This window comes from Ruegeria sp. AM7 (assembly GCF_056535965.1).
This window is the reverse complement of record NZ_JBQFJE010000003.1, coordinates 2,381,711-2,395,538: the sequence shown is the minus strand read 5'-3', so window position 1 is coordinate 2,395,538 and position 13,828 is coordinate 2,381,711. Positions and strand designations below refer to the sequence as shown.

The following is a 13,828-nucleotide window of genomic DNA, read 5'->3' as shown; positions in this document are numbered from 1 at the left end:
AAAGAGAGGTAATATGTATCGCAAAATTCTTGTACCCATGGCTTTGGACCACGGCATATCGCCACATACGCTGGAAGTCGCGCGGGCCTTGTCAGCGGAAGGCGCCGAGATAGTCGCGCTACATGTCTATGAAATGCCGCAGGGATCGGTCAGCGCATATCTCGACAAAGATATGGTCGCCGAAGGGTTTCGCTCCGCCCGTAATTTGTTGCGTGACAAGGTTTCGGGGCTGGACGGGGTCAAGCCCGAGATCATCAAAGGGCATACGGCCCGAACCATCATCGATTTCGCCAAGGATAACGACGTTGATTGCATCGTCATCGGTTCGCACAAGCCGGGCCTAAGTGACTATTTTTTGGGATCGACCGCGTCTCGGGTCGTTCGTCATGCTGGCTGCGCGGTCCACGTGCACCGCAGGCCATAACACTTCGAACTGCGCCTTTTGCGCCAAAACAGGACTGACTGACAGGATATGAACATAGACAAGAAGATCACGGACGATCTGGTGGCCAACGATATCTCGTTCGTCACTACCGTTCCTTGCAAACAGCTGGCCGGCGTTATTGCCGAGATCGACGAACGCGAGGGTATTTATCACATCCCTTCGAACAAAGAGGACGAAGGAATGGGCCTGTGCGCGGGTGCCTGGATGGGTGGCAAACGCCCCGCGATTATCATGCAGAACACGGCGATCGGAGTGACGATCAATACGCTGGCCACGCTGATCCAGTATTACAGAATGCCATTGCCCATGCTGATTTCGTACCGGGGTGAGCTGCGCGAACCGATCGCCTGTCAAGTCGAAATGGCCGTTCACACAAAGGCACTGCTGGCGCAGCTGAATATCCCGACCTATCACTTTCATCACAAGTCGGACGTAGAAGAGCTGGACGCGATCCTGAAATACACGTTCATGTGCAACAAACCGGTCGCCATCCTGACCGACGCCAATTTTTGGGGAGGCTATGGCGACCAATGATCCGTTCTGAAATCCTGAAAGAAATCGCCCCGATTCTGCGTGATCAGCTCGTTGTCTGTAACATCGGTATACCCAGTCAGGAACTGCATGCCATCGATGACCAGCCCTCTAATTTCTACATGCTGGGGACCATGGGGTTGGCGTCGTCTATAGGTCTTGGCCTTGCGCTGTCACAACCCAAACCGGTCATCGTGATTGACGGGGATGGGTCGGTTCTGACCAATCTGGGTACGCTGCCGACAATCGCAAACAACGTGGCCGACAACTATATTCTGCTGATCGTTGATAACGGATCATATGGTTCTACCGGCGACCAGCCTACTTACGCAGGACAGAAAACCTCTCTTGCGAAAATGGCAGAAGCGGCCGGTTGCGACAGGGTGATCGAGTGTCAGGCCGAAGACACTGGTCGGGTTGTGCAAGAGGCGTTGGAGGCGCGAAAGATGACCATCATCGTTGCCAAATGCCAAAGCGGAAACGCTAAAATGCCGCCGATTACCATGGATCCAGTCGTCATCCGGGATCGTTTCATGAAGGCAGTGCAAGCCTGACTTTGCGGTTTTGATATGTGACCTTGCACGCGCGCCGCCCCGGCCAATGGGGCGGCGCTTTTGAGTCGGTTGTGGCGAAAATTTCGCGAAATTTTGTGATCACGGTTAGTTGACATTAAGTATTAATACTGTAAACATGATGCAAAACATGGGGTATGTCCTCCTGGCAGGAACGGGTTGGACAAGCGGTATCCGGCGATGGGGAAACAGTGCCGGATGTGGTTTGCAAAACCTCAGAAAGGTGAAAAATGGTAACGGCTTACACAATCTCTGGCGTCAATCCTCGCGATGTCATGACGGCCTTTGCCCAATACGGTTTTCGCAAAACTTCGATGGAAGATATCGCCCGGGCGGTCGGGTTGTCGCGGCAGTCGATTTACAAGAAGTTCGGTTCAAAAGACGCGTGCTATTCGTGGTCATTGGTCACGTATATGCAGGCGTTGTACCAAAACGTCTTTGGAATTCTGGATGAGGCAAATGGCGACCCTATCGACGTTCTGGCCACGGTTTTAACCTCGGTGGTCGGAGACTCGGTCGAGCTGGCCAAAACACGACATGGGTCAGAGCTTTTGGAAGATGCCCTGAAGCTGTCGGCAGACCAGCCGGAAAACTGGCCCAAGGTCTACGTCGAAAACCTTGCCCGGTTCATATCAGAAAATGGTTTGGCGGCGACGCCGGACAGGGCGCTCGATTTGGCGCATTTGCTGGTCACATCGACCCGAGGAGCCTTGGTTGTTTCGACTTCTCGTGACGAGTTTTCAGACGACATCCACCGCATTCTGCGGACTGTGTTCTTGGACTCGTAAGCAGCGCGCCGAGGCTCAGCTGCTGTTCGGAAATCGCCAATTGTGCAGCGCGTACGCAATGGCTGCATAACCAACAGCAAGCGCAAGCTGCAGCTTCACGATTGGTATGATCATTGAAAGCGACGCGCCCATTTGGTCGACGCGGATGATGGCGGACATAGCCGAAGTTGAGGGCACTGCCATCGCCAGCCAGCGAATTGGATCTGGCACACTTTCGATCGGCCATGAGACGCCGGTTATGAAAAACAGCGGCAATCCCTGCACGACAAGAAAGAAGATCATTCCTTCCCGGGTAGGGATCACCTGAACAAGCGCAAAACCCATTGCGGTCACGGCCATTAGAAACGGCACCGCAATGGCAAACAGCGTTATGGGGTGGCCGACCTGAGGCAGCCCATAAATCACTGGCAGCAGCAACTGTGTCACCGCGACCCAGAATGTATACACAAGAATGTAGGCGGTGGGTGTCGCCACCCTCGCTATGCCCGGTCTAGCCGGTTTGCCTGCGTGCATTATTCCTATTCCGATCAGCAGCGTTTGCTGGATTATCAGAACAAACGCGGCTGGAACTGCGAAACTGGCGTATCCTCCGTTCGGGTTGAACTGAGGAACCGAAGTAATCACCACCGGCGAAACAAGAGCTGCAGCCGTGCCTGCGTCAACGCCCAGAGCGGTCAGACGGCTTACACGGATTTCGGCCCCAAGACTGTTCGCAGCAGATGACACAGCCGAGGAAATCGCTCCATAAAGAAGGAAATAACTGCCGTCTCCGAAGGCTGCGATTGGGGATTGGCGCCCGTGCAAAAGATCTTGTTCGAAATCGGGCGGTATGATCAGGACACCATAGACCTTTCGTGCGTTGAACATCTCTTGCGCGGCTGGTAGTCCGTCGGTGTGTGCGACCACTGCGACCTGATCCGAATTGTCGACACGTCGGCGCAGTTCTCGACTGGCGGTTGATCCGTCTTGGTCAATTACGACGACAGGGACATCCCGAACCACTTCGCCTGTATAGGGTTGGGGGTAGAGAAACGCATAGATCAGGATCGAAACGATCATTGTCATGCGCGCACCCTTGTCGGCAAACAGCCTGAAGATCGAGTCCAAAACAGCGTCGAGAAAGCGTCTCATAATGCAGTGCTCGCCTGTTTAGCTGGCACTTGCGCCGAGCGGGCCACCAAAAACACCAGAACTGAACCGTAAAGCAGTACCTGCCCCAGCAACCAGCCAAAGGCAGGCAGAGATACTTCAATCGGCGCGCCGCGCAGTACCTGATCCGTGCGAAGTTGCAGATAGGCGGTCAGCGGCAGCAATCCACCCCAAATCCATGCAAAAGTGTTCATTGTTATGCGCGGAAAACTGATGCCGGCAAAGCCGAAGGCTGGGCCGGTCAGCACGCCGGTCAAGCCCAGCGCGCCCACGGTTTCTCCGGCGATCATCGCGAGCATCCCGCCCAGACACAGGCAAGCTAAAACAAAGCCGGCCGAGTAAGCTCCATGCAGCCAAATGTTTCCGTTGAACGGAGCATCAAATGCCCCAAAAATGATCACGTCTGCAAAGATAAGTGTCAGCAAATAGGCTAACCCGTAGGGTGCCAGTTTTCCCGCGATACCCGTGATCGACGAGCCGCCAATCCGGGTCAGCCGTGCCATGCCATTGGGGTGCTGGACGTCGCTGCCGATGGTCAGTGCTGCGCTGGCTGTTATGAAGATTTGCAATACAGTGGGCATAAGGGCGGCAAGCAGGAACTGGACATAGTCCAGAGCCGGATTGAACAGAGGACTGCGCTGAACCGGGATCGGTACGACCGCTTCAACTGCGGCCTCGGGGACAGCCCCGTTTGCGACCAGAGCCTGGGTTGCGACACCTGCCGAAAAGGTCCCCATTGCCTGCCTGCTAGCCCTTGAAACGATGCCTCCGACGGTCAGGAATTGGTTGTTATAGAAGGTAACAAGCTCGGGCCGGTTGCCTTGCAGCAAGTCGCGCCCCATGGACTGGGGTATGAAGATAACGGCGTACACCGCGCCCGAGACGAGAGCGTCCTGCGCCTCGGCCAGAGACGTCGCGCGGACAGTGACCGCAAGGTCCGCAGTGGCGTCGATCATGCGAACAGCCTGGCGCGACAGGGTTGTCCCATCCTGATCGACAACGGCTACGGGCAGGTTCGAAGGAAGCCCGGGCGCGAAGACCGCAGAAAGCAACAGCATGAGGATCAAAGGAAATGGCCCCAGCATAAAAGCCAGGCGAGGTTGGTGGGCAATCCGGCGCAGCTCTCGACGAAAGGTGCGCCGAAAACCGGCTGGTAGCGGATGCGACATGGCCTAGCGTGCCGCCCAATCCACCAAAGCGCTCATACCCGGCCGCAGGGCCGCATCGTGCGCGACCGGTTCGGCCCTGATCGAGAATGTGCGCAGATCGAAATCACCCGTGGCTTTCGTGGCGCGCCAATTGGCATAGCTGCCTTCGGCATTGATGGCAGTAACGCGAGCAGGGATCACCAGATCACCTAGGGCCGGTACGCGCACATTCAGTTCCTGACCAATTTCCAGCCCGTTCAGCAGGTCTTCGCGCAGGTTGAACGTGAACCAGGCGTTATCAATATCCACTATGGATAACAAAATAGCCCCGGCCGAGAAAAGCTCGCCAGGTTCTGCAAGCCGGGCGGTGACCTGGCCGCTGATAGGTGCTGCAATTTGCAGCTCTTCAAGATCAGTTTGCGTGCGCAGCAAGGCGGCCCTGGCTTCTTGGATCTGAGCCTGAGCAACGGCTTTTTGTTCTATGCTGTTGCCGTTTTCGGCGAGTTCGAGATTGGCCTGCGCCGCGTCGACCCCACGTTGGGCGGCCGCCAAAGTGTTCGAGGCCTCGTCAAGCCTTTGCAGCGACGCAAACGAGGTTTCGCTGAGTTTTTCGATCCGGTCATAAGTCTTTCGTGCCAACACCTGATCGGCTTTGGCGCGCGCAAGCTCGGCCCGGCGCGCGTCTATGACTTCGGGTCGGGTTGCGAAAACCAGATCACGATTGGCAATCGCCACGTCGACAGCGGCTTGTGCCGTCTTCAGACCCGCTTGCAATTGCGGGCTGCCCAAGGACACGACCACATCGCCCATCTGTACGGTGTCTCCGAAATCGACATTCACAGCGGCGACACGACCGCCGATTTTTGCGGCCAGGTCAATGCGGGTCGCCTCGACTTCGCCTTGAACCACCAGTGCTTTTGGCACTGTCGCGATCCATACAAGGGCGCCACCTGCGACCATTGCACTTGCAATGATCGCAACGAATAGCTTGGGTTTCGACATGGGGCGCTCCGTTTCAGTTGATAGCCAGAGTTGCGCTTCAGCTCGTGAACTTAGGTGTCTTCGGTTTCAGGAGGACGGATGCCGTGGAAAAGGGCGTAGTAGACCGGAACCATCAGCATGGTCACGACTGTTCCCAGGGTCAGACCCGCGGCGATTGTGGTCGCCATGGCCACCCAGAAGATGTCCTGCAGCAGTGGCAACACACCAAGGATTGTCGTGGCTGCCCCAAGGAATACGGGATTCAGACGCGAGACTGTTGCCTCGACCAGCGCATCATAAGGCTTCATACCTTCTTCCAGATTGACGCTGACCTGATCCAGCAACACGACCGCGTTCTTGATCATCAGGCCGACAAGGCTCATCGCGCCTAACAGGGCCATAAACGAGAAAGGTTGATTGAACAGCAGCAGGCCACCAGTGATCCCAATCATCGCAAAGGGAACGACCGTAAAGACAACCAGCGCCGGACGGAAAGCGTTGAACAGCGCAACCACCAGGAAGACCATGATCACCAGCGCTGGGCCGGACCCGGGTTTCAGCGAATCCTGGGCATCTGCTGTGCTGAAAGTCTCACCTCTCCATTCGATCCGATATCCGGGAGGCAGCTCGATTGCCTCGATGTCAGCGCGGACCTCATCAACCAAAGAGGGTAGGGTAACGCCGTCCGAGCTGGCCTGAACCGTAACCGCGCGCTGACGTTGCCAACGGACGATAGTCGGATCCTCCAATTCGATCTCGACCCCTTGCGTTACAGAAGACAATGGCAGCGACTTGGTCGAGAAGGCCGGCTGGATTTGGATTTGCTCAAAGTCACGCCCGACGGTCTGCCGTTCGTCTTCGGTCCGACGTAAGATGATGGGCAGCAGATCCTCATTCTCACGATAGAGACCAACCGGCAGCCCGTCATAGGCAAAGCGCGCGGCGCTGGCTATGTCGTTGCGGGACGTGCCCGTCCAGATGCCGGTTGTCTGATCATACTCCGGAACCAGTTTGGCGACGCGGTTTCGCATATCGCTTCGGATGTCCTTTGCATGGGGGGAAGCGCGTAAGACATCCATCGTTTGTTCAGCCAGGTTGCGCAGTACTTGCGGGTCCGCATTGGCCGGGCCGCTAAAGCGAACCTCGAACGGCCATGTATTGCCAGGCCCAGCCGTGTACTTGCGCACCCGCGTCATCGCCTCGGGGATTGCGCCTTCGATCCATGCGTCCAGTTCTGCGACAAGGTCGTTCACGACCTCAAGGCTTTCAGTATTGACCACAAGCTGCGCGTAGCTGGCATAAGGAAGCTCGGGGTCGACCGGCAGATAGAACCGGGGGCCGCCTGCACCCATGAAGGTCGATACGCCTTTCACACGCGGATCGCCATTCAGTTTATCCTCGACTCTACGTGCCAATTCCGAGGTCTGGTCAATCGTACTGCCTTCCTCGGCCCAGACATCGACCATGAATTGCTGCCGTGTGGCGTCGGTAAAGAACAGGCGGTCGACATAGTTGAAGCCGTAGATCGCGCCGCCCAGCAAGGCCAGAAACACCATCGCGGTGATGCCACGGTGGCGCAGGCAACGCCCCAATACAGCACGGAACCCCGAGGTAAAGGCGCTTTCGGTATGCGTCGTCTCGACCTTGGGGGTGGGCAACATGTCAATACACATCAGCGGCGTAATCGTCATGGCAATGATCCAGCTGATCAGCAGCGAAACGGCCACAACTACAAACAAAGATCCCGCGTATTCCCCGGCGGCTGCCGACGAGGCGTAGATAGGAAAAAAGGCCATCACTGCCACAATCGTGGCCCCCAGCAAAGCCATGCTGGGCTGGCCTGCGGCTTCGATCGCTGCTTCGATCTTGCCCATGCCCTTTTTCATGCGTGCGGCCATTCCATCGGCTACGACAATGGCGTTGTCCACCATCATCCCCAGCGCGATCACCAACGCACCCAAAGAGACCCGCTGCAGGTCGATCTTGAGAACGACCATTACCATGAACGTGGCCAAAATGGTCAGAAGCAGTGCACTGCCTATGATCAGGCCCATGCGCCATCCCATGAATACAGCAACGACAATCAAGACGACCAATACGGCTTCGAGAAGGTTGACCATGAACGAGTTGATCGACTCGGTCACCAGATCGCTTTGCCAGGCAACTCGGTGCATCTCAATGCCGACGGGGAGGCGGGAAGAGATTTCTTCGAGCGCCGCATCGAGGTTGCGCCCGGTATCCACGATGTTTCCTCCGGATACGTTTGCAATCGACAAGCCGATTGCAGGCTGTCCGTCATAGCGCATCTGGGTCAGGGCAGGTTCCAGATATCCTTGCCGGATGTCCACGATATCTTGCAGTCGGATCACATCGGAGTCGCGTGACACAGGTAGTTGGACAGGTATGTCGGCCCCCTCTGCCACATCCAAAACCCGGTCTGTCAGGCCGGGGCGTAGTTGCAGGTTGCCGATATCCTCGGGTGATTGAAATTCCCCTGTCGGCGCGATCCGCAGCCTGCGATCTCCGATTGTGAGCGCGCCGGAGTCGACCACCTGGTTCTGCAAGTTCAGGGTTAACAGAAAGTCTTGCGCAGACACGCCAAGATCCAGCAGTCGCTGCTCGGAGGCATCCAGATAGATCACCTTGGGCTGCAGGCCCCAGGTCTCGACACGGGATACGCCTTGGACCAGACTCAGCTCCTTGCGGATGGCTTTTACGTGTTCCTCAAGCTCTGCATAGGTGAACCCATCTCCGGTCACGGCCAGAACGAACCCGTAGACAAAACTAAAGTCGTCGATAACGTTCGGTGCAACAGCGCCGGGCGGTAGGCTGCCTTGCAAATCGCCTACTTTGTTACGCACTTTGTCCCAGACCTGGGGTAGGCGGTCGGCCCAATATTCCTGCTGAATTTCGACTTTTACGATGGACAGACCTGCATGAGAATACGAGGTTAGGAAACGCAGTTCCGGCAGTTCTTGAATGGCAGTTTCAATCTTGTCAGTAACTTCCAGTTCGACCTCGGTCGGGCTGGCGCCGGGATATTGGGTTACGACCAGCGCCGTTTTAACCGTAAACTCAGGGTCTTCCAGCTGACCCAGTCGAAAATAGCTGAGCGTCCCGATCACGAGGATCAGCGCCAGCGCAAAATAGGTGACCGTGCGGTTCTTGACCGCGACCGAAGCGAGCGACATCAACTTATTCTCCGCCTGTGATCAGAGTGACTTTCTGACCGTCCTTCAGAGTGTTCGCGCCGGCAGTCGCGATCCGCATACCGGCCTCAAGGCCGCTGACCAAAAATCCCCGGTCGTTGAATGCGTTAACGGTTACGGGTGTGGCGGATACGGTCAGGTCTTCGGGGTCGATGACCCAGACAAATGTTTCGTCCGGCGATTTCTGGTTGGGTGAAAACACGGCGCTTGAAGGGACGTGAATGCCCTGATCGCTCCAGCTATCCGGCAGATGTACCTTGGCTGTGGCGCGACCGGCCATTCCGGGTTGAATAACGCCACCCTCTGGCTGTTCCATGATGATCGTCACCGGATAAGTCCGGGTGGCTGAAGACGCTTCGTTCCCGACATGTGCGACTTGAGCAGGTATCTTCAGGCCAGGCAGGCTTGAGAATTCCACTTCGATACCTTCGACAAAGGGCTCAAGGTTGATGAAGTTCTCAGGGACTGCAACCTCCATTTCGATGCGCGAGGTGTCGAGCACCCGAACAATGGGTTGGCCGGCGATGGTGTTTTGGAACTGTTCCACATAGGTTGCGGATATCGCACCGTCAAAAGGGGCGACCAGTGTCGTATAGCCAAGGTTCAGCCGTGCTTCATCCAATTGGCCTTGGGTGGCTTCGATATTGGCTTCGGTCGCCCTGACGAGAGCGATCTGATCGTCAACGCGTGCTTGGGCAATATGATTGTTTTTCACCAGCTGCTCGCGCCGCTCCAACTCGATCTTCGCATTGGTCAGATTGGCTTTCAGCGCGTTGCGCTGTCCTTCCAATGCGCGCACACGCGCTGCGTAAGGGTCTGAGTCCAAAGTGGCCAAAACATCACCAGCCTCGACCTGCGATCCCACATCGACGGGACGTGCAAGAACCTTTCCGGGAACTTCGAAAGCGATGTTGAGCTCGCGTACAGCTTTGGCCCGACCCGGATAGCTAGCTAACCGAACCGCATCCACATCCGCAACGACCGTTGACAGAACTGGTCTGACTTGGATCTGCGTTGTCTGTTCTTCTTTGCATCCTGCGACAACGATCATCGCTGTCAGGGCGAACACGGTAACTGGGAACTTTGCTGTCAGCATCTTTGATGGCCTTTTCGAACTGAAGCCCATTGGAAATCACACGAGGCGTTATTTACATCTTTAGTATATTTTGTCAACTTTGAGTTTACTGTGTTTGAAAATGTGACCCAACGGCACACATTTGGCGTTTCCCTGCCAGTATTGATGATAGTCGTGTGAAATTTCATTAAACTCTTCTTGAAGCGGGGTGTCTTTGCCTCAGGTGAAGCCTCTGACCGCGGGTCAGCTCTCCAAGAGTGACAAGTCACAAGGCTTACCACCGGCATTGAAAACAGAGGTGACGTAAGGTAAAGCGCGTATTACACTACGGTTTTTTGCGAGCATGTCACACCGGGGAAATGAAATGCGATCCAAATACACAGACCGACTCGGTGGTTTCGGCGGCGGTTTGGTCGGCGCATGCCATCGCATCTCGGGTGTTCTCTCAATCCGTGCGAAACTGCGAATGAGCCTCCGGTCAGTAAATCTGTGCTGTGTGAACAGAAGCGGTGACGATTGCAGAAGATTCCGATTTACTTTGGAGGCTATTTAATAATGCAGCGACCCCAGATCATGACGGGACTTGCCGGGCTGTTGGTCCTGATCATAGGCGTCTGGGCAATCCTGGCCTCGCGGGATGTCCGGGACAAAACGGTGACGTTGACCTTTCAGGCGCAAATGGGTGGTGAGCCTTTGGTCTACGACCAGTTCATCTACGACAACCCCGGCGGGGAAGGGGTGTTTGAAATTCACGACTTCAAGTTCTTCATCAGTAACCTGAGCCTGTCGCAGGGCGGCGAAACGTATGTCGTGCCTGACAGTTACCATTTGTTGCGTTTCGATAACGAGTCGTTGTCGCACTCGATCACTTTGACAGATGTGCCACTGCGCGACGTTGAGTATCTGCGTTTTCTGGTGGGATTGGATGCGCAAGCCAATACGTCGCCGGAAATGCGGGATAAGCTTGACCCCGAAGGCCAGATGGCTTGGAGTCGAGAAGACGGCTACAAGTTTGTAGTTTTCGAAGGTGCGCTTCGGATTGGCGAAACTGTGTCGCTATTGACCTATCATGTCGGCTTTTCGGAAAACACGAGAGAGATTTCTGTGTCTTTGCCTGCACAACACGACACAGGCGGCAAGACTGAAATTGCACTGACTGTAGATCTGTCCAAATTGTTTGCAGGGTCGTACGAAGTCGACATGGGGGCATTGCCTTCGGTCGATTTCGATCGCGATGACGCAAGGATGTTGGCGGACAACTACGCGACAATGGTCTCGTTCGGGTTTTGACAGACGTCCCGGCCGAAATTCGGTTCGCAATCGCCCATAAAGTCAAATTTCCGCCCTTTTTTCGTCAGACCAACCGCAAATTCAACGCCCAGAAAGGTTCTGGGCATTGGGCAGAGGGTCTTTGTGGTGAAGCGGATCTTTACACATTTCGAGCAGCAAAAGCGCAGGCTTTACTCGATCGCTTTTCTCGCCTTCTCTGCTGGTTACGTTCTTTATTCGCATATTGACGTGATGCGTTATGGAATGCCGGTGCCGGTGTTGACCGGGTTGATCTATATGGGCGCGATTGTTTGCGCCACTATGCTGACCACCTACTTTCTTCCGGGCTTAACCAAAGTGACCGACGCCGTCGCAGTGACGCGGCTTGGTTTTGCGCTTTGGATCGCCGCCACGCAAAGTCATGAACTGGCGGCATCGCCTGTACTTGGTGCTACCATCGTGGTCGGCGGTGCGATTGTGTTGTTGCAGGTTTCAACATGGGCAAAGGCAGTGTCACAAGTACTGTCAACCGATATGCCGGGCCCGCTTTGGACATCCCCAACGCCGCAACCTGTCGCTGTGCGCAGCGCCTGATTATCTAGACGGTTCGTATTTCAGAATCGGTAGGTTGCTCCAATCAGGGGGCCGGACTGATCGAATTTGAATTCATTCCCATCTATGTCGTGCTCAAACGAAATGTAGCGATAACCGCCGCGGATCATCCATCTGTCGTTGATTTCATAATCTGCAGTCAGCAGTACCTGCCATGTTTCACTGCCGCTTCTGAACTCACCGTAGTCGAAAAATGCTGTTCCCGACCACTGGTCAGCCAAGTCGAACCGAGCCCTGATCCCGATAAGAGGATCCGTCCAGCTTTCGTTGACATTTACAGAGCGACCGGGGGCCGCACCCGGTAGAACCGTCAGATCGGTTTCCGTCTTGAACCAACGAAACCCGGCAGCAAGATCCACGATAGACTTTTCTGTGCTCAAAACCCGGTACCCCAAAAAGCCGCTTAGAAACTGCGTCGTCAACGACGTCTCCAGCCCTGAGCTGTTGGGAGTCGGGGCGCTGTTGCTGAACGACAAGTCCGTATAGTTGTAATCCCCCAATATGGACCATTGGCCGTTGGTCGCCGCGAATGTACCCATAAAGGCCAAATCAAGGTTTTCCAGCGCGTCCGAAAACGAGAGTGTCCCTTCTAAAGTACCAATTGCCGTTTCAGTCGATACGTTTGTTTCTGGCGTAAACAGGTAGATCGTCGCCTGATATGACCAATCCGACTGTTGCGCCAGCGCAGAGATTGGAGCGCAGGCGGCAAACATCAAGCCTGCGGTTGTGTTCCTTAATCTTGTAATCCGGCCCATTTGTTTCCTCCTGTCGTTCAAACACTAGTCGATGTGCTTTAAGCTGCGGTGCTGGTATCCTGCTTCTGTCCTAGGCTGACGCGGTTGATATCAGTGCTTGGAAAGAACTCGGCCCAGACATGCCAAAAGACACCTGCGCGCAGCGTCTCGACACGTCGTAGCCTGCCCTGATCCGACATGCCCCAGAAATCGCACCGGGTTACAGGTACGCCACTGTCGTTGTACCAAATCCCCAGGCTTTCATACTTGGGGTCCAAGCTCACGACCACATCGCGCCCGCCGACATTCGCATTCACGATCCAGTTGTTGTCTATCACAAAGTCATCGGTCCAGCAGGCGGCGTCCTTACCGATCGTAATTCCCCAGACATAGGTTTTATTTGGCAAACGCGCGTCCGAGCGGTCCATATTGTCCATAACGGGCGCGTCCTCTTGGTGTTGGCGTCCGATCCCCCATCCGAAAGTGATCTCGGTGACCATGTCCAGCAGCCGAAGCACGGGATTGGGGGAGGGTTTGTTGAGAAAAACCTCTCCGGTAGGGAATGCCTTTTGAAAGCCGCGAAACGTCATTCTGTAGGTCGGCCAGGGTGTCATCTGTGCCTCGGGGTGCAGAGGGCAGGCTGGGCCTTCGGCGTATTTGTCGTGATCGGCTTCGCGAAACCCATAGATATGCTGGATTGGCTCACCAGATTCGTTATCCCGCAGGATCAGGTTGTTGCCGTGCTGGGCCAAGACCTCAAGGTTCAGCCGTTTGCCTTCGATCCTTGGGATGTAACCCTGCCCAAGGTTGGCCATCGCGCAATAGGTCATCACGATATCCTCGCCCCCTAGACCGTCTGTATTACCTGCAAGATGCGGCCGCATGATCTGTGCGTCCGGGTGCGCGCGGGCAAAGCCGTTATTTTCGATCACGATGACAGGAGCAGTTGGACCGACGTACTTGCGGGCTTCGTCAATCGGGAAATAGGCGGCGTCGTTTAGTTGGTTCCTTAGTCCCAAATGCACCCACACATAGGGAAAGCCATAAAGGAAAACCGTCAGCAATGCTGCAATCACCCACAGCCAGAACGGTCCGCTGCCCGTAATGAAATGCGCCAGAGTGGCGACCACGAAACCGCCAAGGCCAACTGCGATCAACCGATATTCATGTCGGATAAATCGTATCATGTTCTTGCGTTTTACGGTCAGCACCATCTGGGATACGTCGCCCAGATCGCGAAAATAGACAAAGCCGATGCCCAGCGAAATGACTAAGCCAAGCGCAAATAGAATGCTTCCGACCATCTGCTTCTCCT

General features: G+C 55.5%; 13 protein-coding genes. 6 read left to right on the top strand and 7 right to left on the bottom strand.

The genetic code is table 11. The features are described from left to right. Positions 1 to 13 precede the first annotated feature (13 nt). The 4 genes from ACR3EG_RS15905 (at position 14) to ACR3EG_RS15890 (ending at position 2,336) form a co-directional block, all read left to right on the top strand. A complete protein-coding gene (locus ACR3EG_RS15905) occupies positions 14 to 424 on the top strand; it encodes a universal stress protein (RefSeq protein ID WP_170356154.1) in 411 nt (136 codons plus the stop codon). A 48-nt stretch (positions 425 to 472) separates the two neighbouring features. Further along, a complete protein-coding gene (comD, locus tag ACR3EG_RS15900) occupies positions 473 to 979 on the top strand; it encodes a sulfopyruvate decarboxylase subunit alpha (protein WP_170356155.1) in 507 nt (168 codons plus the stop codon). Next, positions 976 to 1,530 carry a sulfopyruvate decarboxylase subunit beta gene (gene comE, locus ACR3EG_RS15895; protein WP_170356156.1) on the top strand — a complete coding sequence of 185 codons (555 nt, stop codon included), beginning with the start codon at positions 976 to 978 and terminating at the stop codon, positions 1,528 to 1,530. Before comD ends, comE begins: the two co-directional genes overlap by 4 nt. Before the next feature lie 248 nt (positions 1,531 to 1,778). After that, complete coding sequence (locus ACR3EG_RS15890) at positions 1,779 to 2,336, top strand: TetR/AcrR family transcriptional regulator (RefSeq protein ID WP_480497212.1); 558 nt, start codon at positions 1,779 to 1,781, stop codon at positions 2,334 to 2,336. A 15-nt stretch (positions 2,337 to 2,351) separates the two neighbouring features. Here the strand turns inward: ACR3EG_RS15890 and ACR3EG_RS15885 are convergent, their stop codons facing one another. The 5 genes from ACR3EG_RS15885 to ACR3EG_RS15865 form a co-directional block, all read right to left on the bottom strand. Beyond that, positions 2,352 to 3,467, bottom strand: coding sequence for an ABC transporter permease (locus ACR3EG_RS15885; RefSeq protein WP_480497210.1), 1,116 nt, complete (start codon positions 3,465 to 3,467; stop codon positions 2,352 to 2,354). Beyond that, the gene (locus tag ACR3EG_RS15880) at positions 3,464 to 4,570 is read right to left on the bottom strand and encodes an ABC transporter permease (RefSeq protein WP_480497208.1); all 1,107 of its coding nucleotides are present in this window, start codon (positions 4,568 to 4,570) and stop codon (positions 3,464 to 3,466) included. Before ACR3EG_RS15880 ends, ACR3EG_RS15885 begins: the two co-directional genes overlap by 4 nt. An 87-nt stretch (positions 4,571 to 4,657) precedes the next feature. Then, entirely contained in the window at positions 4,658 to 5,635 is a 978-nt protein-coding gene (locus tag ACR3EG_RS15875; protein WP_480497206.1) for an HlyD family secretion protein, read from the bottom strand. A 50-nt stretch (positions 5,636 to 5,685) separates the two neighbouring features. Further along, positions 5,686 to 8,805: an efflux RND transporter permease subunit gene (locus ACR3EG_RS15870; RefSeq protein WP_480497204.1), complete on the bottom strand. Its 3,120-nt coding sequence runs from the start codon at positions 8,803 to 8,805 to the stop codon at positions 5,686 to 5,688. Between the two features lie 4 nt (positions 8,806 to 8,809). Then, a complete protein-coding gene (locus tag ACR3EG_RS15865; protein ID WP_480497202.1) occupies positions 8,810 to 9,919 on the bottom strand; it encodes an efflux RND transporter periplasmic adaptor subunit in 1,110 nt (369 codons plus the stop codon). A 552-nt stretch (positions 9,920 to 10,471) separates the two neighbouring features. Between ACR3EG_RS15865 and ACR3EG_RS15860 the strand changes: the two genes are divergently transcribed. Beyond that, positions 10,472 to 11,188, top strand: coding sequence for an MbnP family protein (locus ACR3EG_RS15860; protein ID WP_480501845.1), 717 nt, complete (start codon positions 10,472 to 10,474; stop codon positions 11,186 to 11,188). A gap of 126 nt (positions 11,189 to 11,314) precedes the next feature. Beyond that, complete coding sequence (locus ACR3EG_RS15855) at positions 11,315 to 11,761, top strand: hypothetical protein (RefSeq protein ID WP_480497198.1); 447 nt, start codon at positions 11,315 to 11,317, stop codon at positions 11,759 to 11,761. Between the two features lie 20 nt (positions 11,762 to 11,781). Here ACR3EG_RS15855 and ACR3EG_RS15850 read toward each other — a convergent pair whose 3' ends face one another. Together ACR3EG_RS15850 and ACR3EG_RS15845 are read right to left on the bottom strand one after the other, a co-directional pair. Then, a complete protein-coding gene (locus tag ACR3EG_RS15850) occupies positions 11,782 to 12,492 on the bottom strand; it encodes an outer membrane protein (protein ID WP_480497500.1) in 711 nt (236 codons plus the stop codon). 80 nt (positions 12,493 to 12,572) lie between these two features. Further along, positions 12,573 to 13,817 (bottom strand): DUF3179 domain-containing (seleno)protein, encoded by a 1,245-nt coding sequence (locus tag ACR3EG_RS15845; RefSeq protein ID WP_480497197.1) that lies wholly within the window; start codon positions 13,815 to 13,817, stop codon positions 12,573 to 12,575. Positions 13,818 to 13,828 lie beyond the last annotated feature (11 nt).